Here is a 26,434-nt window from a genome sequence, read left to right on the forward strand (position 1 = left end):
CCAACGCAATGACTAACCACACTACCTGCTGTGCTGGCAAACGTCTTCGTCGAATGCTCGCCTTACCTGTATGGCTGAGCGCCTGCTCGATCCACTCAACTGGCAGATGCTCACCCAGCCGTTGCCAATCAGGAGCGGGAAGATCTGCGGTTACAAGTGGGAGGGTATCGGCTAGCATCGGAACCGCAGGTTAACAGAGCCGCTACACGTTTACAACAGCCAAATGATCAAAGGCGGCTTAACTTAACCGCATTAGACTCTGACCCTGATTGGTTTATGGCGATAAAAAACCGCTGGGGCGTCGCCACGCCAGCGGTTTTTTTCATGGGCGCTACAGCGTCCCTGCATCCGGGATTACGCGCGCTTCGGGTCGGTCACCATCTTGACCAGCAAGGCCAGCATCGCCGCCACGCCGGCCAGGGCGACCACGGCGAAGATGCCTTCGATCCCGAACTGCTGGCGCGCCAGTTCCGCCACCAGGAAGGAACCCGCGATGCCGCCCAGGCGTCCGAATCCCATCATCCACGACACGCCGGTGGCGCGTCCCTGGGTCGGATAGAACGAGGCCGCCAGCGAAGGCAGCGACGACTGCGCGGTGTTCATGAGGACGCCCGCCACGAACACGACCCCCATCAGGAGCCCGAGGTTGTTCGCGCTCTGGCCGATGGCGAAGATGCTGACCGCCGTCAGGGCGAAGCCGCTCGCGATCACGACGTTCGCGTTGTAGCGGTCCATCAGCCATCCGAAGAACACGGCGCCCACGCCGCCCAGCGGGAACAGGGCCGACACCAGGGTGGCGTTGTGCGCCGACAGCCCGGCATCCTTCAGCAGCAGCGGCATCCAGTTGATCAGCGAATAGAAGATCACCAGGCCCATGAAGTAGGTCACCCACAGCATCAGGGTGCCGACCAGGTAGGGGCGCGACATGATCACGCCCATGCCGTTGCTGGCCTTGGTCGCCGGCGCCTTTTCGGTCATCACGAACATGCTGGCCCGGTTGGCGCTGGCCGAGATGCGGCGCAGGGCGGCGCGGATCTGGTCCTGCCGGCCGCCGCGGGCGATCAGGAAGCGCACCGATTCCGGCAGCAGCAGCACGATCAGGACCGCCACCAGCACCGGCACCGCGCCGCCCAGCAGCAGCACGCTTTGCCAGCCGAAGTGCGGGATCATCCAGGCGGCGAGGAAGCCGCCGAACGCCGCGCCCAGCGGAAAGCCGCAGAACATGGCGTTGGTCAGCGTGGCGCGGCGTCCGTCGGGGCAGTATTCGCTCATCAGGGTCACGGCGTTCGGCATCGCGGCGCCCAGCCCCAGGCCGGTGACGAAGCGCAGGATGGCCAGTTCGGTGAGGCCGGTCGAGAAGGCCGACCAGAAGCAGGCCACGCCGAACAGCAGCACCGACAGGCTCAGGACCAGCTTGCGGCCGACGCGGTCGGACAGGGGACCGGCCAGCAGGGCGCCGGCGGCGAGGCCGAACAGGGCGGCGCTGAGGACCGGCGCGAGCGCCTGGCGCGTCACGCCCCACTCCTTGATCAGGGAGGGGGCGATGAAGCCGATGGCCGCCGTGTCGAAACCGTCCAGCAGGACGATCAGGAAGCACAGGCCGAAAATCAGCCACTGGAAAGGTGAGAACCGGTTCTGGTTCAGGAAGTCCTGGACATTGATCGCGCCGGCGGCGCGGATATCGTCTTGCATGAGGCTGTCTCCACTATTCTTTGATGGCCGGCGCCTGCGCGGCGCCGGCTTGCTGCGTGAACATGCTTATGGTCTATACCCTTTTAACGATGGGCCAAGGCCTGCCGGCCTACAGGTTCTGGATGAATCCCTCCACCAGTTGCGCGAACCTGGCAGGCTGCTCGATCGCGCTCAGGTGGGACGCCTCCGAGACCACCACGAGGCGCGCCTGCGGCACCTGGCTGGCGATCTGCTGCGACATCGCCAGCGGCGTGCCGGCATCGAGTTCGCCCGCGATGACCAGGGTCGGCACCGCGATGTGCGACAAGCGCGCGCTGGTGTCGACACCGGCGACGGCCGCGCAGCAGGCGGCATAGCCGGCGGCGCCGGTGCTCGCCACGCGCCTGCGGAAACGGGCCACCGTCGCCGGCTGGGTGTTGCGGAAGCGGTCGTGGAAGTAGCGTCCCATCACGGCGTCGGCGATGGCTTCCACGCCTTGCGCCTCGACGGTCGCGATGCGGTCGCGCCACATCGCCCTGGCCGCCTCGGGATAGTTCGAGGTCGAGTTGGCGACCACCAGGGCCGTCACCAGGGAAGGGTGGCGCAGCGCCAGCTCCTGGCCCACCATGCCGCCCATCGACAGGCCGATCCACACCACCGGGCCGGAGTCGAGTTCGCGCAGCAGGCGCGCGGCGTCGTCGGCCAGGTCGGCCATCGCGTACGGGCCGGGGGGCGCTTCCGAGCCGCCATGTCCGCGATGGTCGTAGCAGATCACGCGGCAATCCCGGGCCAGGTGGTTGGCCAGCTCGTCCCACATGTCCAGGTCGCAGCCCAGCGCGTGGCTCAGCACGATCGTGTGGCGCGGCGCCTTGCCGTTGCGCGGGGCGCGCACGCTGTAGTACAGGGCGGGGCTGCTGCGCGTCACGCCGGTGCGGCCGACGCCCGGGTGCGCCACGTCGGCGGGATCGGACGGGGGCAGCGGCTGTTCGAGTTCGCGCAGGATGTGCTGGGCCAGGGCGAAGCCGGTGTTCGCGGCCGGCACGCCGGAATAGATCGCGGCCTGCATCAGCACTTCCTTCAGTTCGTCCTGCGTGAGTCCGTTTTCGCTCTTGTCGAGCAGGGCGGCGCGCACGTGCAGCTCGAACTCTTCCCAGCGCGCCAGCGCCATGGTGGAGGCCAGGACGATCACGCGGCGCATGCGCGCCTCGAGTCCCGGGCGGCCCCAGATCTCGTGCCAGGCGAAGCGCGTGATCAGGTTCTGGAATTCGGCGTTGAATTCGTTGGCGTTGCTGATCGAACGGTCCACCCAGGCGTCGCCCAGGATGCTGCGCCGGTTGCGCAGGCCGCGTTCGAGGTCGTGGTCGATCGGGTCGTAGCTCATTGCTGGTTGTCCTCCGTGTGGGTCTGGCATGCCTGGCGCAGCTCGCGCAGCAGGCCGTGTGCGAGCGCGCCGGCGGGTTCGGCGGCGGCGGCCGGGTCGAACAGCGACTGCCAGCGCTCCCGGTCGATCCTGCCTTGCAGCCGCGGGTCGGACTCGATGGCGCTGGATGCGACGTCGGCCAGGTGGCGGCCGCTGGACACCGCCGTGCGGCTCAGCTCTTCGACCATCGCATGGGCCGCCGGGCGGCCGATGACGCCGGCCAGGCAGGCGGCCACGGCTTCGCCGAACACCAGGCCCTTGAGGCTGTCGATGTTGGCGCGCATGCGCCCGGCGTCGACCTGCAGGCCGGCGATCGCTTCATTCAGCGCCGCCAGGGCGCCATGCGCCGACAGGAACAGGCCCGGCCATTCGGCCAGCTCGGCCTGCCAGTTGCCCAGTCCGCGTTCGTGCTGCTGGCCCATGGCGCCGAGCAGGCTGGCCGCCACCTGCGGCGTGCGGCTGCTGGCCGCCAGCGCGATCATGGCCGCCACCGGATTGCGCTTGTGCGGCATGGCCGACGAGCCGCCGCGTCCCGCGCCGCCCGGTTCGGCCAGTTCGCCGATCTCGCCCTGGGCCATCAGGGCCAGGTCGGTCGCGATCTTGCCCAGGCTGCCGGTGAGCACGGCCACTTCGAGGCCGAGGCGCACCCATTCGTCGCGCTGGGTGTGCCAGGCGACAGTCGGGCAGCCCAGGCCCAGCTCGGCGGCCATGTGCTGCGCCACCGCCGCGCCTTGCGCGCCCAGCACCGAGCGCGTGCCGACCGCGCCGCCCAGCTGCAGCTGCAGGGCGCGCCCCGCGGCCGCTTGCAGCTGCGCGCGGGCGCGCACCAGCGAGCCCGCCCACAGCGCGGCCTTGAAGCCGAAGCTGGTCACCTGGGCCGGCTGCATCAGGGTGCGCGCCAGCACCGGCGTGCCGGCGTGGCGTTCGGCCAGGTCCAGCAGGCTTGCGCTCAGCCGCTCCAGGCCGCCATCCAGCAGGGCCAGCGCCTCGCGCGTGACCAGCACCATCGCGGTGTCGATCACGTCCTGGCTGGTGCTGCCCCAGTGCACGAAGGTGGAGGCTTCCTTGTCGTACAAGGCCACCGCCGCGGTCAGTTCCTTCACCAGCGGGATGGCCAGGCTGCCGGCGCGGCGGCTGGCGTGCACCAGCGCCGGGATGTCGTACAGCGGCGCCATGCAGACCCCGGCGATGGCGCGCGCGGCGCTCTCCGGGATCAGGCCATTCGCCGCCTGGGCGCGCGCGAGCGTCTCCTCGAAGCGGAACATGGCATGGACCACGGCGCCGTCGTCGAAGACGGCAATCATCTCCGGCGTCGTCAGGAAGCCGTCGAACAGCGACACACTCATGCCGCGCCGCCGTAGTCGAAGAACACGGTTTCGGCGGCGCCCTGCATGCAGATCTCCCACTGGTAGGCGTTGGTGCCGGTCTTGCGGGCGATCAGGGTGGAGCGGCGCTCCGCCGGCACCTGGCGCAGGAGTTCGGAACGGTCGAGGTTATCGTCTTCCAGGAACACCGCGGTGAACTGGTGCACCAGCAGGCCGCGTGCGAACACGGTGACCAGGGCGGCCGGCTCGCCGGCGTCCGACGGGCCGCGCGTCAGAATCAGCTTGAAGGCGCCATTGTCGTCGCTGGGGATGCGGCGGAAGCCGGCCAGCGCGTGGCCGCTCTCGGGCTCGGCGGCGGACGGGGTCCAGGCTTCGATCATGCCGTCGGTGATGGGGGCGCCGTCGCCGTCGCGCAGGATGCCGTGGATGGTGAGGGTCGACGCGCTGGCTTCGACCGAGGCGCTTGCCTCGCACGCCCATTGCCAGGCTTCGTGCGAGAACGGTCCGATGGTTTGGGACGGGGTAACCGGTAAAGTCATGTTGCTGCTCCTCGTTTTAAAGGCCCATCGGCGTGGCGTTGCGGCCGCGCAGGACGATGTCGAATTCATAGCCCAGCATCTCGGCGCCGACGGTCTGGTCGAGGCTGAAGCGCGAGACCAGGCGCTCGCGCGCGGCGAGGTCGGAAATGCTCTGCATGATCGGGTCGTACTCGAACAGCGGGTCGCCCGGGAAGTACATCTGGGTCACCAGGCGCTGCGCATACACGTTCCCGAACATCGAGAAGTGGATGTGGGCCGGACGCCAGGCCTTGTCGTGGTTGCCCCACGGGTAGGCGCCCGGCTTGATGGTGACGAAGCGGTAGCGGCCGTCGTCGTCGGTCAGCATCTTGCCCCAGCCGTTGAAGTTCGGATCGAGCGGCGCGTCGTGCTGGTCCTTCTTGTGGCGGTAGCGGCCGGAGGCATTCGCCTGCCACACCTCGAGCAGCGAATTGCGCACCGGCTTGCCGTCCTCGTCGACCACGCGGCCGGTGACGACGATCTTTTCGCCCAGCGGAGCGCTGTCGCCATGGGCGGTGAGGTCGGCGTCGTGCGGCAGCAGCAGGCTGCGGGCGGCGGCCAGGTTGGTCGTCAGCGAGGACGGCACATGGATGCGCAGCGCGTCCTGGGTCGGACCACGCTTCACGGTCGATTTGTAAGGGGGGTAAATCACTCCCGGGTGGCTACCCGGCGCAAGCTCGTCGAATTGCACGGCAATCTCCTGTATTGGCGGTCGGCTGCGCAGCATGTGCGACTATCGCTCAAGGCGCGCTCGCCTGGTTGGGTGGAGTCATCCTAGACCGGTGTCGACGCGCGAACAAGACGGTAAAGTTGCGCAAGTTACGCAGATCGCCCAAAATGTGCGATATTCGCACAAATCGGGGTTAATTATGGTTGATAACGATATGTCGGCCGAACCGGCGGCGCCGCAGGTGCGCGACCTGATCGCGGGACTCGACAAGGGATTGCAGGTGATCGAGGCCTTCGACCAGGAGCGTTCGCGCCTGACGATCAGCGAGGTGGCCGCGCGCACCGGCCTGACCCGGGCGGCGGCGCGGCGCTACCTGATCACCCTGGTCCACCTGGGCTATGCGCGCCAGCACGAGAAGGTGTTCTGGCTGACGCCCAAGGTGCTGCGCCTGGGCCAGTCCTACCTGCACTCGGCGCGCCTGCCGCGCATCGTGCAGCCCCTGCTGTACCGGCTCGCCTTTTCGCTGGGCGAGGCGGCGTCCGCCGGGGTGCTGGAGGGCGACGACCTGGTGTGCGTGGCGGCCGTCAGCGCCGGCAGGCTGGTGTCGGGAACCCTGCAGCCGGGCACCCGGGTGCCGGCCTACTGCACCGCCAACGGCCGCGTGATGCTGGCCAGCCTGCCGCAGGAAGAGGTGGAGGCCTACCTGGAGCGCGTCGCGATCGAGCCGCTGACCGAATACACCATCGTCAACAAGGAGCGCCTGCTGCTGGAAATCGCGCGCACGCGCTCGCAGGGCTATGCGCTGGTGGACCAGGAACTGGAACTGGGCCTGCGCACGCTGTCGGTCCCGATCCGCAACTTCCGGGGCGACACGGTGGCGGCGATGAACGTCAGCCTGCACGCGGCGCGCATCCCGGCCGGCGAGATCGTCGAACGCTGCCTGCCGGCGCTGCTGAAGGTACAGGTGGAGATGGCGGCGCTGCTGTAGGAAGGGGACGCGCGCTTTCAGCCGCGTGCCGGCTGGAACACTTTTTGCAGCAGCTTCAGGAGCTGGGCGCGTTCCGCATCGCTGAGGGCGGCGGTGGCCTCGGATTCGAGCGTGCTGACTTTCTCCTCGGCCTGGACCGCCATGCGCGCGCCTTCCGGCGTCAGGACCAGGGTCTGCGAGCGCTTGTCCAGCGGATTGCGCTGGCGCAGCAGCAGGCCGCGCGCCTCCAGCCGGTCGAGCAGGATGGCCAGGTTGGGCGGCGACACGTTGATCGCCTGCGACAGGCGCTTTTGCGTGATGTTCGGATTGGCGTGCAGCAGGCTCAGGACCGAGAAGTCCACCGTCCGCAGTTCGAGTTCGCCCATGCGCTCGTGGAACAGCGGCATGATCGCCAGGTAGGCGCGGCGGCAGTTATAGCCGACCAGGCTGAGCAGCATTTCCTGGTTCAGCGGCTGGTCGGCCGCTTCCTGGACGGCTTCGATGAATTTTTCGTGCTTCTTGGTCGGCATCTGGGTGACTGTCAAATAGGGTACCGCGCGGATCGGCGGAATCATAACACGGCGCTCGCACATTCCCATGTGCACAGCAACGATGTCGATGCGGGCCAGGGCGCTGAAAGTTCTTGCGTTCAATGCAATTATGATTATAGACTAAAATTATTATAAAAAATAATCAATGCATGGACGCCGCCCGCCATGGCGCATGCAGACGCCGCCCGGCGTCACGACGATCACCAAGGAGACCAGCTATGCCGATGCGCCGCAGCAGTACTTCGTTCGTCCCGACCCCACCGATCGCCGCCACGCCCGGCATTCCTTTCCCGCGGAGCGCGGTCGCGCTGGCGGTGCTGTGCGCCCTCGCGGCCGGCCCCGCTTGCGCGCAGGCCGGCGCCGCCGACCCCGCGGCGCCCGCATCGGTCGAGCCGGTCGCGGAAGTCGTCATCACCGGCAGCCAGATCCGCGGCGTCAGCGCGGCCGGTTCGAAGTCCGTCGTGCTGGACCGCGAAACCCTGCTCCAGACCGGCTATAACAATCCGATCGACGTGCTGAAGACGGTGCCGCAGGTGCAGGGCCTGGGTTACGGCGACACCCAGACCACGGCGCAGAACGGCGGGGCCAACGTCCAGCGCGGGAATACCATCAGCCTGCGCGGCCTGAGCCCCAGCGCGACCCTGGTGCTGATCGACGGCCGCCGCATTGCGCCGACCGGCAACGTGACCACCTTCACCGAGGCCAACCAGCTGCCGGTGTCCTTCATCGAGCGGATCGACGTGGTCGCCGACGGCGCCTCGGCGATCTACGGTTCCGACGCGATCGCGGGCGTCGTCAACTACATCACCCGCAAGTCCTACGACGGCGTCGAGATCACGCCGCGCTACACCCACACGCAGGGCTACGACCAGAAGGGCGCCTCGATCGTCGCCGGCCATACCGTGAAGCGCCTCGGCGGCATGGGCAAGCTGAGCATCGTCGCCGCCTTCGACCACGACCAGCGCGACGCCTTGCTGCAGGGGGCGTCGCCCTTCACGCGCCAGGACCTCAGTCCGCTCGGCGGGCTGGACAACCGGATCCGCACCAACCTGGCCAGCAGCGGGGCGCCCGGCAACATCATCGTTGCCGGTCCCAGCCAGAACCCGCTGTTCCCGAGCGCGGGCAACTTCACCTACTACGGCATCCCGCCGGGATACGGCGGCACCGGCCTGACCGGCGCCGGGCTGCTGCGCAACCAGCCCAACCTGCTCGACGCCAGCGACCATACCGACCTGCTGCCGGAAACGAAGCGCAACCAGGCCTCGCTGAACCTGAACCTGCAGATCGACGCGACAACCCGCCTGTACTACCAGGCCTACTACAACCGCCGCGAAAACACCATCCTGGGCCTGATCCAGCCCACCGCGACCTTGACCCTGCCGGCCAGCAGCCCGTACTACGTGCCGGGCGTGCCGGGTGTCGCGCCGGGGGCGCCGCAAACCGTGTCGTTCTCCTTCCTGAAGGACGTCGGGCGCGGCATCATCGGCTCCGGGCATTCGGTCGCGAGCGGCCATGGCAACACCGTCGGCCTGCAGCTCGACTTCGACAACAAGTGGCGCGCCGAGGCGATCTTCACCGCGACCGGCACCAGGACCTGCGCCAACTGCATCCCCGCGCTGAACGGGAACATCTTCACCCAGCAACTGCAGGCGGCGCTGAACGACGGCAGCTACAATCCGTTCAGCTCCGCGCCCGCCTCGCCGGCGGTCCTGGGGCGCTTCCTGGTCGAGGGCAACGACCGCAACCGGGTCAAGATGCAGCAGGCCTCGCTGCGCTTCGACGGCCCGCTGTTCGCCCTGCCGGGCGGGATGGTGCGCGCCGCGGTCGGCGCCGAAAGCCTGGGTATCGAACAGTGGCGCGACTCGATCGGCATCAAGCAGACCGCCGACACCATCGGCGCCTACGGCAAGCGCCGCATCAACGCGGTGTACGGCGAGCTGTCGGTGCCGCTGGTCGGACCCGGGAACAGCCTGCCGCTGATGCAGCGCTTCTCGCTCAACCTGGCCGGCCGCGCGCAGCGCTACTCGGACGTGGGCAGCACCTCGAACCCGAAGATCGGCTTCGTCTGGGGCGTGAACGGCGACCTGGCGCTGCGCGGCGCCGCCGGCACCTCGTTCCGCGCCCCGGACCTGACCGATGCGAACGCCAGCTTCTTCTCCTCGGTCAGCACCCAACTGCTGACCAACAACGCCAACGATCCGGCGATCCCGCTGTCGAACGCGGGGACACGCCAGAGCTATGTGCTGCGCCTGGGCGGCTCGAACCCGGCGCTGACGCCGGAAAAGGCCAGGAACTTCTCGCTCGGCGCCGACTACAAGCCTTCGTTCATCGACGGACTGCGCCTGGGCGGCAGCGTCTACCGCATCGAGTACGAGAACCAGATCATCGGCCTGCAGACGGTCAGCGGCAGCTTCCTCGCGAGCGCGGCCAACCGCGCCGTGTACGCGCCCTACATCACGCCCGCCGCGCAGCCCGCCGGCTGCATCCCGGGCAACCGCAGCACCTACAACCCGATCTACGCGGCGGCCTTCGGCGAACCCTCGCTGTCGGCGCCGGACGAATCGAATGCCTGCCGCCTGACCGCGTTGTTCACCGCACGCAATACCAATGCGGCGAGCACGGTGCAGGATGGCGTCGACCTGGATATCGGCTACGAAGTGGAAACGGCCCACGGCCGCTTCCATGCGGACCTGAACGCCACCAGGATCCTGCACAACAGGGTCAAGGTGTCGCCGCTGGCGGGGGAGACCGATGACCTGGACCGCATGAACGTGCCGGTGTCGGTGCGCGGGCGCGGCGCGCTCGGCTGGACGCAAGGGCAGTGGAGCGCGAATCTGGCAATGAACTATGTCGGTTCCTACCTCAACGACTTGCCGGTCACGATCGCGGGCGTGACCAATCCGAAGGTCGAGATCGATGCGTGGAAGACCTTCGACCTGCACCTGGCATGGCGCTCGGCCGCCAAGGGCGGACTGTTCGGCGGCACCCGCCTGTCGTTCAACATCCAGAACGTCTTCGATCGCGATCCTCCGCTCGTCCTGTCGACCAACAACAACGCGGCCTTCGCCTACGATGCCCAGAACGCCAATGTACTGGGGCGCATCGTTTCCCTGCAGCTGAGCAAAGCCTTCTTCTGACACGCCGCCGCGCGGCCGCCGGCGCAGCCCGAAGCAATTCGGCCTGCGCCGGTTTGCGCTACAGGGCAGGTGTCGTGTGCACGCGACAGCGATACACGCCGCCATGCCCTGTGGCGGCAGATTCAGCACCACTTTCCGGCTATTTTGGGGCCTCGCCTGCGGCGAATTCGATATGATCCATGCGTATTGGAAAATTGCTTGCCTGACCCTGATATTTGGTTCTAAACTAGAATCATTATAAATAAAAACCAAACGCGGTTCCGCACGGGGCCGCGTCACTTCAGGAGATGCAAACATGACGGGTAGCACCCAATCGCAGCAAGGCGCCCAGCGCGGATTCCAGCTTCGTCCACTCAAGATCGCCCAGGTGATCGCCGTGATGTATGCGGGCAGTGCGATGACTGCCGCGATGGCGCAGGAAGTTCCCGCGAAAATGGATTCGGTGGTCGTCACCGGTACCCTGATCCGCGGCGCGGCGCCGGTCGGCGCTCCCGTCACCAAGCTTGACCGCGAAGCCATCGAGAAGTCCGGCGCGGCCAGCACCACCGACCTGCTGCGCCTCCTGCCGCAGGTCCAGAACCTGGGCGCGGACGAAGGCCACACCAATGCCGCGCAAAACGCCAACCAGAACATCACCCTGGGTTCCGGCATCAACCTGCGCGGACTCGGCCCCGAATCGACCCTGACCCTGATCAACGGCGTGCGCATGGCGCCGGGCGGCCTGGCGGCGCAGTACACCGACCCGTCGACCATCCCGCCGCTGGCGATCGAACGCATGGAGGTGATCACCGACGGCGGCTCGGCCACCTACGGCTCGGACGCGGTCGGCGGGGTCGTCAACATCCGCCTGCGCAAGCGCTTCGACGGCGTGGCGCTGTCGGCGCGCCGCGGCGAGGGCAAGGACATCCACCAGAACCAGTTTGGCGCCATCGTCGGCAAAAACTGGGAAGGCGGCAACGTGATGTTCGCCGTCGACAAGAACAAGCGCAGCCGCCTGTCGGCCGACGACCGCGAGTTCTACACCGACGACATGCGCCCATGGGGCGGTCCGGACCTGCGCGGCTTCAACGCCAACCCGGGCAACATCCAGGTCGGCAGCACCCGCTATGCCATCCCGGCGGGACAGAACGGCAGGGGCCTCACCGCCGCCCAGCTGGTGGCCGGCAACCCGAACCGCCTGAGCGTCTACAAGGGACGCGACGCCCTGCCGGAACAGGATCGCCTCAGCCTCGTCGGCGCGTTCAGCCAGGAACTGAGCGACACCGTCCGCTTCAACCTGGAAGCCTTCGGCTCCGAGCGCAAGTACAACCGCTACACCGACCCGCAGTCCGGCAACTACACGGTGCGCAATACGAATCCGTTCTTCGTCAGCCCGGTGCCGGGCGCCACCTCGACGGTCGTCAACCACTCGTGGATCAATGAACTGGGCAATTCGCTCAGCGAAGGCCACGAGCGCACCGGGCGCGTGATGGCGGGCCTGGACTTCGACATCGGCGCCGACTGGAGCGGCAACGCCTACATCGCCACCAGCCGCACCGACGAGAAGTCGCTGAGCCAGAACCTGAACGGCAATGCGGTCAACGCCGCGCTGGCCGATACCAACCCGGCCACCGCCCTCAACCTGTTCTGCGATGCTTCCGCCTTCGCCTGCAACAACCCGGCGACCCTGGCGAAGATCGGCGCCTTCAACGACCGCAACTCCTCGTACACGATGCACGACGTCGGCGTGAAGTTCGACGGCCCGGTCATGAATCTCCCGGCCGGCAAGCTGCGCGTCGCGGTCGGCGCCGAGGTGCACAAGGACGAGATGGAGTACTACGAGGACCGCAACAACTCGACGCCCAACAACAGCACCGTCTTCCATATCGATAACTCGAGCGCGCTGCCGAAGCGTACCGTGCGCTCGCTGTACGCCGAAGCGAACGTGCCGCTGGTCGGCAAGGCCAACGCCAAGCCCTTCATCGACCGCCTCGACCTGTCGCTGGCGGTGCGCGCCGACGACTACAGCGATTTCGGCTTCACCAGTAATCCGAAGGTCGGCATCGACTGGGTTCCGGCCAACGGCCTGAAGATCTACGCCACCTACGGCACCGCATTCCGCGCCCCGACCCTGGGCGACATCGATCCGATCAATGCGGGCCTGATCAACGTCGTCGACCGCATCTCGGCGGATGGCCGCTCGACGGTGCGCGGCATCTCGCTGCTCGGCGGCCGCGAAGGGCTCGATCCGGAAACCGCGGACATCACGACCTTCGGCGTGAACTTCCGGCCGTCGCAAGTGCGCGGCCTCAGCCTGACCGCCGACTTCTTCAAGGTCGACTACAAGGACCGCATCCTGACGCCTGGTAACGATACCGCCATCCTGCAAAAACCGGAGCTGGCCGCTTACCTGAACAGCGCGCCGACCGTTGCGCAAATCACCGCGCTGATGGCCCAGCCTACCTTCACCGGCAATACCGCCGAACCGGTGTCGGGCATCCGCTTCATCGCCGACGGCCGCCGCTACAATGCGGGCGTGGTCAAGACCAGCGGCGTGGACGTGGCCGCGCGCTACGACTGGACCACCGGTTTCGGCCGCATGACCGCCGCCGCCACCGCCAACTATGTCTTCAATTACCGCCAGCAGTTCACGCCGACCACGCCGCTGGTGGGCGGCCTGCTGAACACCCTGAACAACCCGGTGCGCCTGCGCGCCCGGGCCGAACTGGGCTGGACCGGCGAGAATGCGCGCGTGACGGCGTTCGCCAACTTCACCAACGCGTACACCAACGCCACCCTGGCAACGCGTCCGAAGATCGCTTCGCACACCACGATCGACCTGACCGCGCAGTACGATATCGGCAAGCTGTTCGGCGAACAATACAAGGAACTGCGCGCGGCCCTCAGCGTGCAGGACCTGTTCGACCGCAAGCCGCCGTTCGTGCAGAACGCGACCATGGCCTTCGACCCGCAGAACACCAGCGCGATCGGACGCTTCGCCTCGCTGACGCTGTCGTACAAGTTCTGATGAAGGCACGCCACATCGTGCTGCTGGCGGCCTGCGCCGCCAGTGCGCAGGTGGCGGCCGCGCCGGCCGACGCCTGCACGGCCGCCGCGCTGGCGCCGGCCCTGGGGACCGTGGACGGGGAGAGCGCCACCCTGGACGCGGCCACCTGGTCGGCCGGCGGGGACGGCCTGCCGGCGCACTGCATCGTCACCGGCACGATCGGCGCCCATGCCGGCGCGCCGGATGCAACCCGCTATGGCAACCAGTTCCGCCTGCGGATTCCGCAGCAGTGGAACGGCCGCCTGGTCTTCCAGGGCGGCGGCGGCAACAACGGCAGCGTCGGCGACGCGCTCGGCACCCTCAAGGACGGCAGCAAGTCGCTGGCCCAGGGCTATGCCGTGGTCGCCCAGGATTCGGGACACCAGGGGCGCGATCCGCGCTTCGCGCTGGACCGCGAGGCCTACCTCGATTTCGCCCACGAGGGCGTGCACCAGGTGACCCTGGCCAGCAAGTCGCTGCTGAAGAACTTCACGGGACGCGCGCCCGAGTATGCCTACTTCGTCGGCTGCTCCAACGGCGGACGCGAAGCGCTGGTCACGGCGCAGCGCCATGCCGACTTCGACGGCGTGGTGTCCGGCAACGCGGGCATGGCGGTGTACGACCAGTGGGTGCACAACATGTCGGTGCTGCGCATGGCCAGCCGGGTCGCCGGGGTCCCCGAGGGGACCACGCCTACCGACACCTCGGGCGCCTTCCGCGACGAGCAGCTGGCCTATGCGGCCGGCCATTTCATGCAGAAGTGCGACCGCCTGGACGGCGCGGTCGACGGCCTGATGTCGAACGTCGCGGCCTGCCGCTCCACGCCGGAAGATATCCGCGCGCTGCAGTGCCGGGCCGACGGCGGCGCCAGCACGGACGCGCGCTGCCTGAGCCGGGTGCAGGCGGGCGGCCTGGCCGAGCTGTACGACGGGCTGCGCGACCGCAAGGGCGAACTGGTGCACCCCGGCTTCTACCCCGGCAGCATCGAACACGGCATGCGCGAGACTTACCTGGGTGTCGCGGGATCCGATTTCCCGCTCGGGTCCTTCTACAAGAGCATCATGCCCAACTTTTACTACATGGGCTACGGCTTCCGCGGCTATCCGGGCGTGACCGGGCCGGCCGACGAGGTGGCGTCCTATCCGGCGTCGTCGGTCGGGTATGTGGCGCGCTTCGATGTCGAGAAGGAGCCGGCGAAGCTGGCGCAGGGGCGCCTCGACTTCCATGGGGCGAACGTGGATCCGGCCAGGCCGGGCCCGAATTTCGAGGCCTTCTACCGCCGCGGCGGCAAGATGCTGATCTATACCGGCAGCGCCGATCCGGCGGTGCAGGCGCGCGCCATCGTCGGCCTGGTGGAGCGGATCGGCAGGCAGTACGGTGCGGGCGCGGCGAACATGGCGCGCCTGTTCATGGTGCCGGGCATGGCGCACTGCCGCGGCGGTGCTACCGCCGACCAGTTCGACCAGCTGGCGCCGCTGGCCGCATGGGTGGAACGCGGCGTGGCGCCGGAGCGGATCGAGGCGCGCGCGCTGCCCGGCAGCGCGCTCGATCCGGACGGGAAGGGCGTCAGCCGTCCGCTGTGCGCCTGGCCGCGCTACGCCAGATACCAGGGCGGACCGGTGAACGAAGCCGCCAGCCACGCCTGCGTGGCGCCCGACTGACCAACAAGGAACAAGCATGCGCATCAACTACCACGCCATCGCCCTCGCCGCGCTGCTGGCAATCCAGTCCGGCGCCGCGCCGGCGGCCGACCCGGCGCCGGTTCGCCACCTCGAAGGCAGCATCGCCAGCGGGGCGCGCTACACCTTCGACGTTCCGCCGAACTGGAACGGCACGCTGCTGCTGTTCAGCCGCGGCTACTCGGCCGGCCCCGCCGCCGGTCCGGTGCGCAACGTCGCGCGCGATGAGAAGGACCTGCTGCTGGCGCGCGGCTTCGCCCTGGCCGGGTCCGGCTTTTCGAAAGCCGGCTGGGCGCTCGAGGAAGCGGTGCCCGACCAGGTCGCGACCCTGGACGCCTTCGCCGCCCAGGTCGGCAAGCCCGCCAGGACGATAGCCTGGGGCACGTCGATGGGCGGCCTGATCACGATCGCGCTGCTGGAACGCCATCCGCAACGCTTCGACGCCGGCCTGGCGCTGTGCGCCTCGGCGGCCGGCACGGTCGGCATGATGAATGCGGCGCTCGACGGCGCCTTCGCCTTCAAGACCCTGCTGGCGCCCGACAGCGCGCTGCCCCTGCTGTTCAAGGGGCCGAAGGGCGAGGGCAAGCAGCAGCTGGCGCAATGGCAGCAGCAGCTCGACGCCGCCCAGGCGACGCCGGCGGGCAGGGCGCGCCTGGCGCTGGCGGCCACCCTGGGCCAGGTGCCGACCTGGATCGAGCCAGGCAGCGCACAGCCCGCGGCGGACGACATCGCGGCGCAGCAGCACCAGCTGTACCGCGGCTTCGTCGGCGCGGTCCTGCTGCCGCGCGACGACCAGCTTGCCCGCGCCGGCGGCAATTTTTCGTGGAATACCGGGATCGACTACACGGCCCAACTGGAAAAATCGGGCCGCGCCGCCTTCGTGCGCGCGCTCTACGCGCAGGCCGGGCTCGATCTCGATGCGGACCTGAAGCGGCTGGCGCAGGCGCCGCGCATCGCCGCCGAACCCGGCGCGGTCGGCTACATGAAGCGCCATTACGCGCCGACCGGCAAGCTGGCGAAACCGGTGCTGCTGGTGCAGACGGTGTCCGATCCGGTGACCCTGGCCGAATTCAGCGGCGAATATGCGCGCCTGGCGCGCGCAGCGGGGGCGGGAGAACTGGTGCGGGAAGCCTACGTGCAGCGGGTCGGGCACTGCAACTTCAAGCCCGGCGAGACGGTGGCCGCCTTGATGACCCTGCAGCAGCGTCTGGAGAGCGGTTCGTGGAATGCCGGCGGCAAGGATGCCAGCTCGGCGCCAAGCCTGAATGCGCTGGCCGCTTCCACCGCACCAGAGGGCGGTGACTATACCGGGTTCCGTCCGGCGCCCTTCCTGCGCGCCTGCTCCGGCGCCGAGGCGCGCTGCGCCGGCGAGCCCGGGAACCAGTCCCGGTAGAAGGGAAACGGATGGCGTCACGGCCGCCGGAATGCACCGGCCCGGCGTCTCGTCGGGCATTCGCCACGCATTCCAGGTTCCGTATTGACAAGGTGGAAGCGGGCGGTGCAGACTAGCCGACCTCATCCATTCCGTGTCTCTCATGTCCCTCCGCAGCACCCTGTTCCTCCTTCCTCTTGTTTGCGCGAGCGTGCCCGCGGGCGCCAGCGTCCCGGCCGCGCCCCTGGTGGCCGCCAGTTCCCTGCAGGGCCAGCGCCTGGCCGCCGAACGTGGCGACCAGGAGGCGATGGTCGCCCTGGGATGGCGCTACTACGAGGGTCGGGGCGTGGCGGCCGACGCCGCCGGCGCGCTGCGCTGGTTCCGCGCGGCGGCCGACGGCGGCAGCGCCGAAGGCCGCTACGGGCTGGCCTTGTGCTACCGCTTCGGACGGGGCGTGGCGGCCGATGCCGCGGCGGCCGACGATCTGATGCGCCAGGCCGCCGAGCAGGGCAACAGCGCAGCCCAGAACGATGTCGGCGAAACGGCCGCGGAACGGGGCGACCTCGAGGCCGCCCGTCACTGGTTTGCGAAAGGCGCCGACGGGGGCGATACCGACGCCATGCGGCACCTGGGCCGGATCTACCTGTACGGCAGCGGTGTGGCCGCCGACCCGGCCCGCGGACAGGCCTGGCTGCTCAAGTCGGCGCAGCTGGGCAACCGGGTCGGCATGTATTACCTGGCGTTCGCGCTCTACCACGGAGACGCCTTCGTCAAGGATCGGCCCGGCGCGCGCGCCTGGTACCGCAAGAGCGCGGAACTGGGCGACCCCGATGCCCGTTACTTGCTGGCGGAGATGCTCGCCGACGGCCTGGGTGGCAAACGCGACATGGCCGAGGCGCTGCGCCTGCTGCGCGCCGGCGCCGAAGAAGGGCACAAGGAGTCGATCCACTCGCTGGCGGTCAGGTACCTCGAAGGCGACGGCGTGCCCACGGACTACGCCGAAGCCGACCGCTGGCTGGCCAAGGGCGTGGCGCTGGACGACCCGCGCGCCATGGTCCGGCTCGGCCGCAATTACCTGTTCGGCTTCGACCGTCCGATCGATGAAGCCGCTGCCGCCAGGCTGTTTGCGCGCGCCGCCGCCGGCGGCGATCCGTACGGCGCGTTCTGGATCGGCCAGTGCATGGAAGAGGGCAAGGGTGTCGCGAAAGATGAGGCGGGGGCGGCGCGCTGGTACCAGCAGGCGAGCGACGGCGGCGTCCATCCCGCACTGAACCACCTGATCGCCATGCACCTCGACGGGCGCGGGATGGCGCGCGACCGCGTCCGGGCCGAGGCCCTGGTCGAGCGGGAGATCGCGCGCGGCAATGCCGGGAACATTCTGGACCTCGCGGCCCAGCTGCTTGCACGGAACCAGGCCGCCGAAGCCGACCGGGTGGTGCAGCGCGCGCTCGACGCGCCGGCGCCGGATGGTTCGCGCGACAGCCTGGAGTTCGCCGCCGCCCGCGGCCGGCTGGCCGAGGCCTACCGCAACCGCCAGCTGCTGGACCGGGCCGAACTTCATGTGCGCGGCCAGCTGGCCCTGCTCGCGACTCTCCCGGATGCACAAGCCGCCGGCATCGCCGACGCGCACGATACACTGGGTGACATCGCCATGGAACAGGACCGGCTCGACGTGGCGGAAGCGGCGTACCGGCGCGCGCTTGCGCTGCGCCTGGAGGCGAAGGGCGAACGCCACGCCGCCGTGGCGGGCAGCTACGGGGCCCTCGCGCGCGTCTACGTGGCGCGCGACCAGCTGGCCCAGGCCGAAGCGTGGCGGCGCCGGGCGGTGGCGATCCACGAAGACCTCCATGGTGCGGCGTCGTCGCAGGCGGCGCGCGCGCGGGCCTCGCTGGCGCAGGTGTTGTACGAGGCCGGCAAGTACCAGGAGGCGCAACCCCTGTTCGAGCAGGCGCTGGCGACCCTGGAGGCCAGCCTGGGCAAGGACAATCCGCGGATTGTGACGCCCCTAAACAACCTCGCCTATAACGACCTGGGGCTGCGCCGCTACGCGGCGGCGGAAACGGGCTTCCGGCGCGTACTGGCCATCAGCGAGACCGCCAGCGGGTCCAGGCCCAGCCACAGCGTGGGCAGCGCGCTGAACAGCCTGGGGACCGCCCTGAACGCCGCCGGCAAGTTCGCGGAGGCGGAAAAGACGCTGCTCGCCGGCCTGGCGATGCGCGAACAGGTGCTGGGGCCGGCGCACTACGACGTGGCGATCAGCCTGACCAGCCTGGGGCGGCTGTACGTGGCAACCGGGCGCTTCGTGCAGGCCGACGAGGTGCTGGCGCGCGCGCTGGGCATCATCGAGGCGGCAACCGGTAAGGACCATTCCGAAGTGGCGGTGATCCTGCACGAGCAGGGCCGCAGCCGGCAAGGGCAGGGCAAGAGCGGCGAGGCGATCGCCCTGCTGCGGCGGACGCTGGCGATCCGGCTGCGGGTGCGGCCGGGCCATCCGGATACGCGCGACACGGCCGCGGTACTGGCGGCCGCATACCGCGCCGCCGGCGACGAGGCCGCGGCGCTGCAGGTCGAGGCGCACAGCGCCGGCGTACCTGGCGCCGGCGCCACGCCTGCTGGCTGAGTGGCAGGGACGAGGCTTGGCTTTCCAGCCAGGTCATGCATTGTCGATCCCGGCACTACCGTACATCTCTTCAAATTCCTGGATCGGCATCGGCCGGCCCAGCAGGTAGCCCTGCAGCGTGCTGCAGCCGCCGTCCGTCAGGAAGCTGCGCTGCGCCTCGTGTTCCACCCCTTCGGCGACGATCTCGAGCTTGAGCTTGCGGGCCAGCGCGATGATGGCCTCGATGATCGGCACGGCATCCGGATCCAGATGGACGTCGTGCACGAAGGACCGGTCGATCTTCAAGGCAGTCAGCGGGAAGCGTCTCAGGTAAGCGAGCGAGGAATAGCCGGTGCCGAAGTCATCCAGCGAGAAATGCACGCCCTGGCTGCGCAGTTCGTGCATGTGCGCGATGATTTCCGCGACGTTTTCGGCAAAGACGCTTTCGGTCAGTTCCAGGCACAGTTTCTCCGCCGGGGCGCCGGTTTCCAGGAGGATGTCGGCCACCATCCTGGGAAAGTCGGCGCTGCGCAACTGGTGCGCGCTCACGTTCACCGCGAGCTTGAGCTTGCCGAGCGTGCGATCGGCGCGCCAGCGCGCCAGCATGCGGCAGCTTTCCTCGAGCACGTACTGGCCCAGTGGCACAATCAGGCCCGACGACTCGGCCAGGCCGATGAACTCGTCGGGACCGAGCAGCTCGCCGTCGGCGCGGCGCCAGCGCAACAGCACCTCGGCTCCGGCCAGGCGCCCCTGGCTGCTGAATTGCGGCTGGCAGTACAGCACGAACTGGTGCGCCGACAAACCTTCGCGCAGGGCGCGCTCGAGCGCCGCCTCGTGCTCGGCCAGGGCCTGCATGCCGGGATCGAAGAAGCATGCGGTATTGCGTCCTTCCGACTTGGCCCGGTACATGGCAAGATCGGCCTGCTTGAGGAGGGTCTCGATGTCGGTCGAGTTGCCTTCGAACAAAGCCACCCCCATGCTGGGCGTGCTCGAGAACTGGCGCCCGTCGAGGTAATAGGGTTGGCGCAGGCTCTGCTGCAGTTTTTCCAGGACGCGGTTCGCCTCCAGCGCCGCATCGTGCGTCCCGTCGCCCAGGTCTTCCAGCACGATCACGAATTCGTCGCCGCCCAGGCGCCCGAGCTGGTCGCTGTGCCGCAGCATGTGGTGCATGCGCTCGGCGACCTGGCGCAGCAATAGGTCGCCGAAGGCATGGCCCATCGTGTCGTTCAGCAGCTTGAAATTGTCCAGGTCGAGGAAGATCACCGCCCCGAGGCGGCCCGAGCGCTGGCTGCGCGCCAGCGCCTTGTCCAGTTCCTCGACCAGCAGGCGGCGGTTCGGCAGGCCGGTGAGGTGATCGTAATAGGCCAGTTCATGGATGCGCTGCTCCGCCAGCTTGCGCTCGGTCAGGTCGGTGTTGGTGCCCGACACACGCAGGGCCTTGCCCTCGGCATCGCGCGTGACGAATCCGCGCGACAGGACGGGCACGTAGTGCCCGTCGCGATGACGCAGGCGCCACTCGACGCTGTAGGTCTCGCGTTGACTGTTGAGCAGATCGTGCCAGTAGGTGGAGATGCGCAGCCTGTCGTCGGGGTGCGACAGCTCCAGCCAAATGCCGGTATCGCCGCCCAGCTCCCCGGGCTGGTAGCCGAGCATGCTCCACCAGCGATCGGAATAATAAATCTCGTCCTTGGCGAGATCGAAGTCCCATGGCGCATCGGTCGAGCCCTGCAGTACCAGGCGCAGCCGCTCCTCCGATTTCTGCAAGCCTTGCTCGGCCCGCTTCATCGCGGTGCAGTCGGTAAAGCAGACGACGACCCGGCGCAGCACGCCAGCATCGAATTCCGGATAAGCATTGCAGAGCACCCAGAGCACCGATTCGGGTTCCCGGCCCGGGATGCCGAGGAGGTGCTGGGATACCTGGCGGCCGGTGCGCAGGACTATATTGACTGGAAATTGCTCCGGCAGCATGGGACTGCCGTCGGCGCGCAGGAGGCACCAGGCAGCGTCGGAAAACTCGGTGCCTCTCAGTTGCTCGACGCTCCGACCGATCAGTTCGCAGGCGAGACGATTGGCGTTCAGGATGCGACCGTCGGCGCCATGCACGACGACACCCGCCGGCAAATGCGCGAGCAGGTCCTCAAGCCGAGGCTGAATGTCTGCGTCGTTGCTGGAAGGCATGATGGGGGTGCGGGAGAATTATCGGATTTGCATGCGATGGTAGCATGGTCCTATCCTGCCGATGGTGCCAATCGGGGCCTGCAACGGTGAGCAGCGAGCGGGCTGCCCAGTGACGCCGGGGTTTCTCCAGACGTACTAGGGCTCCACCTGCACGGTCACCCGGCGCTTCGACGCATTCGCCAGCGAGGGCGGGGACTCGATCGGCTGCGGGTCGGTGCGCCAGCGGGTCTCGATCGACGCCTCCGGCACGCCCAGGCGCACCAGCGCCAGGGTCACCATCTCGGCGCGCGCCCTGGCCAGGGCCTTCGGTTCGGCCAGCTTCCGTCCCGACACCCTGAAGCCGCGCACGTCCGCATAGCCGGTCACGCGCACCTTGCGCGCCTTGCTGGCGACCGCATACAGCATCGCGCGCTCGATCGTGGTCTCGACGCTCTGGTAGATCAGCCGGTCGTCGTTGAAGCTGAATCCGATCTGGTAGGTCTGGGGCGAGAAGGGCGCCTCGGGAAGCTTGCGCGGCACGCCCAGCGGCTGCAGGAACTCGGCCGGCAGCACCGACGGCTTGCTGGGGAAGCCCTCGGCCGGCACCACGACTTCGGGGCAGGGCTGCTCGAGCACCGCCACCCGCACCGGGTTGAGCACCACGCCGCCGCAGATGTCCCTGGCGCCGGCGACCTCGCCCTCGACCAGCACCATGCGTCCGACCACCGGCTTGCTCGCGCTTTCGGTGACGTCGTAGCGCACGCCCCTGGCGCCGTCGTTGGCCAGCCAGCAGCCGGACTTGCGGCCGGCGTCGGTGTCGCGGTAGACCGGGCAGGCGACGAAGCCGACCGCCTGGGCCTGCGCCGCCGCGCCCAGCAGCGCGGCATAGAGGAGGGTGCGGGATGTCTTCATCAGAGTACCTTCATCAGGTTGACCAGGTCCTGCTTGTCCTGCTCGGTGAACTGGATGTTGTAGCGGCGATCGTAGATGTCGACGATCTCGCGCAGGGTGGCGGCCGAGCCGTTCGCGAAGTAGGGCGCGCGTCCCGACAGGCCGCGCATCGACTGCGTGGTGATCTTGCCGATATCCTCGCAGCGCCCGGTGGTGAGGGCGTAGCCCGGGTCCTGGGTATACACCACCTTGCCGAGGAAGGGATGCGCCTTGTAGCTGTCGCCGCAGGTCAGCTTGAACAGCGGCAGCTCGGGCGAGGGCTTGGCGTGCGGCTCGTTGGTGGTGCCCAGGTCGATGCGGCCCGGCGCAATGTCGATGCCGCTCTGGTGCATGTTGTGGCACATCGCGCAGGAATTGCGCACCGGGTCGCCGAAGCCCATCGAGTTGATGCCGGCCGAGCCCTTGATCAGGAAGGTGCGCTTGACGAACAGCTCCGCGCCGCGCGCCACGGAGGCGCGGAACTGCTTCTGTTCCGGGTCGAGCCCGGGCTCCGTGCCGCCGTCCTTCCAGCCGAGGAATTCCTTCCAGATCGGGTTCGAGGTCGATTGCAGGACGCCGCCCTTGCCGCTCTCGATGTGTTGCGGGCCGCCCTGGGCGCCGCCCGCGGCCAGGCTGCCGCCCCAGGGATCGTGGCTTTGCGCGGACGAGATCTGCGACTCGAACTCGACGATCTGGCGCAGCTGCTCCGGCGTCGGATTGCCGTGCATCTGGAGGTGGGTGCGCATCGCGTCGATCGCCTGCGCCTTCAAGGTCAGCACGCGGGTGTCGGCCATCAGGGCTTCGCTGACGAATTCGCCGGTTTCCGGATCGCGCTGCAAGGGCAGGCCGCTCTTCGGATCGAAGGAGAAGCCGACCGCCATGATGTGCTTCAGGTTGGCGACCGGGCGCGGCCGGCGGTACACCGACACGGTCGGCGTCGCGCTGTCCAAGCCGTATTCGCGGCTGGTGTTGCAGCCGGTGGGATCGCGCACGACCTCGATCGAGAATTCCGGCGTGATCTTCCTGCCGGCGGCATCGCGCGGCGGCCACACCCGCGCGATGCGGAACAGCCCGCGTTCGAGCAGCAGCGAGTGCGAGGCCTTGTCCCCGGCCGGCAGGTTGGGACAGTTGGCGCCGTCGCCCGGCGCGAAGATCGGATCCTTCGCGCCCAGCTGCGCCCAGCGCGCGTTGATGGTCTTGAGCGACAGGCTCATGCCGTCGGCCGGCTGGTGGCAGCTGATGCAGGCGCGCCCGTTGCTGCCGAGCGGCGTGAAGAAGGGATGGCCGGCCGTGGCCGTGTTGCCGGCCGCGTTCAGGGTGGTCAGCTTGCCGTTCTCGTTGGCGTAGGTCTGTTCGCGCGGGAAGACCCGGTTGTCGCCGGGCTCCCACCAGCGTTCGATGTCGTAGACGAGGTCGTAGGCGAGGACGCCGCTGGCGGTGGCCAGCACGGCGAGCGAGACGCCGGCCAGGCGGATCAGGTTCTTTTTCATGGAGTCGAAGCGGAAAGCGGTGCGCCGTCGCGCGGCGCGCGGGCACGGGTCCAGAGCAGGAGCAGCGCTCCGGCCAGCAGCATCAGTGCCATGGCGTAGATCGGGACCGAGAACGACCCGGTCGACTGGCGCACCACGCCGATGGCATAGGGGCCGAACAGGCCGCCCAGGTTGCCGCAAAAATTGATCATCGTAATACCGTGGCGTGCCGCATCCTTGTCGAGAAAGCCGGTAGGAATGGTCCAGAAGACACTTTGCGCACCGCCCAGTCCCAATCCTGCCACAAAAAGCAGCACCAGCGCCACCGCGCCGTTCGCCGGGACTGTTGCCAATGCGAGACAGACACTGCACAGGAGCAAGGGTAGCAGGACGTGCCAGAAGCGCTCGCCGCTCGCATCGGAGTGGCGCGCGTTGACCGCCATGCCGATGCCGATGCCCAGCCAGGGCACGGCGCTGATCAGGCCGATCTCGAAGGGCGTGCTGGCGGCGAACTGGCGCGCCACCTGGGGCAGCCAGTACAGGATGGCGTAGGCGCCCGCGATCAGGGCGAACCAGACGCCGGAGGCGGCCCACACGCGGCCGCTGCGCAGGATGCCGCGCCCGCTGCCTATGCCGGCGGCGCTGGTGTCGGCGTCGTCGCGGGCGATCTGCTGGCGCAGCCATTCCTTGTCGGCTTCGTCCAGCCAGCGCGCCTCGGCCGGGCTGTCGACGAAGATCTTCCAGGCGAACAGCGCGAAGCCGATGGTCAGCACGCCTTCGGCCATGAACATCCAGCGCCAGCCCGACAGGCCGAGCGGATTCTGGATCGACATCAGCCAGCCGGAGAACGGTCCGCCGAACACCACCGAGATCGGCACCGCCAGCATGGTCATCCCGATCGCGGCGGCGCGGTAGCGCTTCGGCATCCAGCGGCTGCACAGGTAGACGACGCCGGGGGCGAAACCGGCCTCGGCCAGCCCGAGCAGGCAGCGCAGCACATACAGGGCGGTCGGGCCTTCGACGAGCATCATGCCGAGCGCAAACACGCCCCACATCAGGACCGAGCCGGCGATCCAGCGCCGCGCGCCATAGCGGTGCAGCAGGTACATGCTGGGAAACTGGAAGGCCAGGTAGCCGGCGAAGAAGGCGCTCACCGCCAGGCCGTACTGGGAGGGCGACAGGCCCAGCTCCGCATTCATTTGCAGGGCGGCGAAGCTGAGGTTGGCGCGGTCCAGCGAGCTGACAATGAGCAGCAGGACGAATGGCAGGATGATGTGCCGGCGAATCTTTCCTACGACAACATCGGCCGGCGCGCTCACGCGGCCACCTCGAAGCGGGCCGGCACGTACCAGGGGCCCAGTTCGGGGAAGGGACTCATCAGGACCTCGCCGTCGATGTCCCAGTCGCGGGTGGCCTTCAGCAGCTCGTCGAGCGCGATCTGCAGTTCCTTGCGCGCCAGGGCGGTGCCGGCGCAATAGTGCGGCCCGCGGCCGAAGGCCAGGTGCTCGCGGATGTTGGGGCGGTCCAGGATGAAGCGGTCCGGTTCCGGGAATACCTCCTCGTCGCGGTTGGCCGAGGCCATGATCAGGGCGATCGCCTCATCCTTCCTGATCAGGCGCCCGCCGATCTCGACGTCGGCGCGGGCGGTGCGCGCGAAGCCGCGGTAGGGCGTGTACAGGCGCAGGAATTCCTCGACCGCGGCCGGGATCAGCGTGGGATCGGCGCGCAGCTGCGCCTGCAGGTCCTTGTGGCGCGCGAGGTGGATGACCATGTTCCCGATCATGATCATCGGCGCGACGATGCCGACCACCAGCACCTGGCGGATCGCGCCGACCACCATCTCTTCCGGCAGCGGGGCGCCCTCGTGGCGCACCGCCAGGAAGGAACTGACCGGGTCCAGCGCCGGATCCATGGGTTCGGCCTTGCGCATGGCGACCAGGGCGCGCGCCATGTCGTACAGGACGAAGCTGGTTTCCTTCATCTTGTCGGGATCGGCCGACTCGACGGCCTTGACGAAGGCCGGGCCGGCTTCGGCCAGCTGGGCTTCGAGCGCGGCCGGGAGGTTCATCCAGATGCTGAACACCTTGACCTGGAAGATGCTGGCGAAGTCGCCGCAGACGTCGCCGTGGCCGCGTGCCAGCAGCGGCGCCAGTTCGGCCCGGATGCAGGAACGGATGGTCGGCTCCAGCGCGGCGATCTTCTGCTCCGACAGCAGGGGATTCAGGGCGGAGCGGTAGGGCGTGTGTTCGGGCGGATCGAAGTGCAGGGGCGGGCGGCGTCCGGAGAACGCCACCTTCGGCACCACGTTCTGCACCGAGGTGATGAACATGGCCGGGTCCGAAAACACGCGCTGCACGTCGGCGTACCTGGTCAGCGCCCAGAATCCGCCGAGCGCCTCGCTGTGCGCCACCGGGCACTGGGCCCGCAGGCGCGCGTACTCGAGATGCGCCGTGTCGAATGTTTCCTTGACCAGCGGGTCGTAGTCCTGTTCGGGATGCTTCGTTTGCATGGCGTCACCTCGGGTGGGGGGCATCGATCAGCGAGCGCCGTTGCGGGCGATTCCTTCAGCCAGGCCGCCCCAGGTTTCCTGGAACAGCGCGGCATCCATCCGCTTCACGTCGCGCATGATGGGCTTGAATCCCATGTGCGCCAGCACGTCGCGTTCGAGGTCCACGCCCGGCGCGATCTCGGTCAGTTCCAGCCCGTCGGCGGTCAGCGCGAACACCGCGCGCTCGGTCACGAACAGCACTTCCTGGCCGCGGCGGGCGGCATCGAGGCCGTTGAAGGTGATCTGCTCGACTCCGCCGATGAACTTCTGGCTCCTGCCTTCCTGGACGATCTGCAGGGCGCCGTCGCCGACCTTCACTTCCAGGCCGCCGGCGGTGAAGGTGCCGCAGAACACCAG

At 68.5% G+C, this 26,434-nt stretch carries 18 protein-coding genes and 1 pseudogene; 6 read left to right on the forward strand and 13 right to left on the reverse strand.

Features of this window, described 5'->3' with window-relative positions:
• The 6 genes from H162_RS33575 to pcaH all read right to left on the reverse strand — a co-directional run.
• On the reverse strand, positions 1-178 hold a 178-nt coding region (locus H162_RS33575), incomplete at its 3' end, for a transposase domain-containing protein (protein ID WP_211223712.1).
• A 176-nt stretch (positions 179-354) separates the two neighbouring features.
• The gene (locus H162_RS0126470) at positions 355-1,692 is read right to left on the reverse strand and encodes an MFS transporter (RefSeq protein WP_020656502.1); all 1,338 of its coding nucleotides are present in this window, start codon (positions 1,690-1,692) and stop codon (positions 355-357) included.
• Positions 1,693-1,801: 109 nt separating this feature from the next.
• Positions 1,802-3,052, reverse strand: a complete 1,251-nt coding sequence (pcaCD, locus tag H162_RS0126475; protein WP_020656503.1) for a bifunctional 4-carboxymuconolactone decarboxylase/3-oxoadipate enol-lactonase PcaCD — start codon at positions 3,050-3,052, stop codon at positions 1,802-1,804.
• A complete protein-coding gene (locus H162_RS0126480; RefSeq protein WP_020656504.1) occupies positions 3,049-4,437 on the reverse strand; it encodes a lyase family protein in 1,389 nt (462 codons plus the stop codon). The genes pcaCD and H162_RS0126480 overlap by 4 nt, the downstream gene beginning before the upstream one ends.
• Entirely contained in the window at positions 4,434-4,955 is a 522-nt protein-coding gene (locus tag H162_RS0126485; RefSeq protein WP_020656505.1) for a peptidase associated/transthyretin-like domain-containing protein, read from the reverse strand. The genes H162_RS0126480 and H162_RS0126485 overlap by 4 nt, the downstream gene beginning before the upstream one ends.
• A 16-nt stretch (positions 4,956-4,971) precedes the next feature.
• The gene (pcaH, locus tag H162_RS0126490) at positions 4,972-5,664 is read right to left on the reverse strand and encodes a protocatechuate 3,4-dioxygenase subunit beta (protein ID WP_020656506.1); all 693 of its coding nucleotides are present in this window, start codon (positions 5,662-5,664) and stop codon (positions 4,972-4,974) included.
• A 178-nt stretch (positions 5,665-5,842) separates the two neighbouring features.
• Here pcaH and H162_RS0126495 point away from each other — a divergent pair, with 178 nt between their 5' ends.
• Positions 5,843-6,631, forward strand: a complete 789-nt coding sequence (locus H162_RS0126495; RefSeq protein WP_040788313.1) for an IclR family transcriptional regulator domain-containing protein — start codon at positions 5,843-5,845, stop codon at positions 6,629-6,631.
• A 17-nt stretch (positions 6,632-6,648) separates the two neighbouring features.
• Here H162_RS0126495 and H162_RS0126500 read toward each other — a convergent pair whose 3' ends face one another.
• The gene (locus H162_RS0126500; protein ID WP_051110014.1) at positions 6,649-7,140 is read right to left on the reverse strand and encodes a MarR family winged helix-turn-helix transcriptional regulator; all 492 of its coding nucleotides are present in this window, start codon (positions 7,138-7,140) and stop codon (positions 6,649-6,651) included.
• 239 nt (positions 7,141-7,379) lie between these two features.
• On the opposite strand from H162_RS0126500, the gene H162_RS0126505 reads away from it, so the two are divergent.
• The 5 genes from H162_RS0126505 to H162_RS0126525 all read left to right on the forward strand — a co-directional run bounded on the left by H162_RS0126505 (position 7,380) and on the right by H162_RS0126525 (position 18,994).
• A complete protein-coding gene (locus tag H162_RS0126505; RefSeq protein WP_020656509.1) occupies positions 7,380-10,298 on the forward strand; it encodes a TonB-dependent receptor domain-containing protein in 2,919 nt (972 codons plus the stop codon).
• 295 nt (positions 10,299-10,593) lie between these two features.
• Positions 10,594-13,305, forward strand: a complete 2,712-nt coding sequence (locus H162_RS0126510) for a TonB-dependent receptor domain-containing protein (protein WP_020656510.1) — start codon at positions 10,594-10,596, stop codon at positions 13,303-13,305.
• Positions 13,305-14,984 carry a tannase/feruloyl esterase family alpha/beta hydrolase gene (locus tag H162_RS0126515; RefSeq protein ID WP_020656511.1) on the forward strand — a complete coding sequence of 560 codons (1,680 nt, stop codon included), beginning with the start codon at positions 13,305-13,307 and terminating at the stop codon, positions 14,982-14,984. The genes H162_RS0126510 and H162_RS0126515 overlap by 1 nt, the downstream gene beginning before the upstream one ends.
• A 16-nt stretch (positions 14,985-15,000) precedes the next feature.
• Positions 15,001-16,395: a serine aminopeptidase domain-containing protein gene (locus H162_RS32040; RefSeq protein WP_020656512.1), complete on the forward strand. Its 1,395-nt coding sequence runs from the start codon at positions 15,001-15,003 to the stop codon at positions 16,393-16,395.
• A gap of 142 nt (positions 16,396-16,537) precedes the next feature.
• Positions 16,538-18,994 carry an SEL1-like repeat protein gene (locus H162_RS0126525; protein WP_084677140.1) on the forward strand — a complete coding sequence of 819 codons (2,457 nt, stop codon included), beginning with the start codon at positions 16,538-16,540 and terminating at the stop codon, positions 18,992-18,994.
• Positions 18,995-19,027: 33 nt separating this feature from the next.
• Here the strand turns inward: H162_RS0126525 and H162_RS32045 are convergent, their stop codons facing one another.
• The 6 genes and pseudogenes from H162_RS32045 to H162_RS34850 all read right to left on the reverse strand — a co-directional run.
• The gene (locus tag H162_RS32045; RefSeq protein WP_084677141.1) at positions 19,028-21,151 is read right to left on the reverse strand and encodes a sensor domain-containing protein; all 2,124 of its coding nucleotides are present in this window, start codon (positions 21,149-21,151) and stop codon (positions 19,028-19,030) included.
• A gap of 135 nt (positions 21,152-21,286) precedes the next feature.
• The gene (locus H162_RS0126540; protein WP_020656516.1) at positions 21,287-22,042 is read right to left on the reverse strand and encodes an OmpA family protein; all 756 of its coding nucleotides are present in this window, start codon (positions 22,040-22,042) and stop codon (positions 21,287-21,289) included.
• Positions 22,042-23,550, reverse strand: a complete 1,509-nt coding sequence (locus H162_RS0126545) for a hypothetical protein (protein ID WP_020656517.1) — start codon at positions 23,548-23,550, stop codon at positions 22,042-22,044. Before H162_RS0126545 ends, H162_RS0126540 begins: the two co-directional genes overlap by 1 nt.
• The gene (locus H162_RS32050; protein WP_020656518.1) at positions 23,547-24,848 is read right to left on the reverse strand and encodes an MFS transporter; all 1,302 of its coding nucleotides are present in this window, start codon (positions 24,846-24,848) and stop codon (positions 23,547-23,549) included. The genes H162_RS0126545 and H162_RS32050 overlap by 4 nt, the downstream gene beginning before the upstream one ends.
• The gene (locus H162_RS0126555) at positions 24,845-26,038 is read right to left on the reverse strand and encodes a cytochrome P450 (protein WP_020656519.1); all 1,194 of its coding nucleotides are present in this window, start codon (positions 26,036-26,038) and stop codon (positions 24,845-24,847) included. The genes H162_RS32050 and H162_RS0126555 overlap by 4 nt, the downstream gene beginning before the upstream one ends.
• Positions 26,039-26,065: 27 nt before the next feature.
• Positions 26,066-26,434: pseudogene (locus tag H162_RS34850) on the reverse strand (acyl CoA:acetate/3-ketoacid CoA transferase); the annotation flags it as partial.

The sequence above is a fragment of the Massilia niastensis DSM 21313 genome (assembly GCF_000382345.1).
In the GTDB taxonomy this organism is placed as follows: Bacteria; Pseudomonadota; Gammaproteobacteria; order Burkholderiales; family Burkholderiaceae_D; genus Telluria; species Telluria niastensis.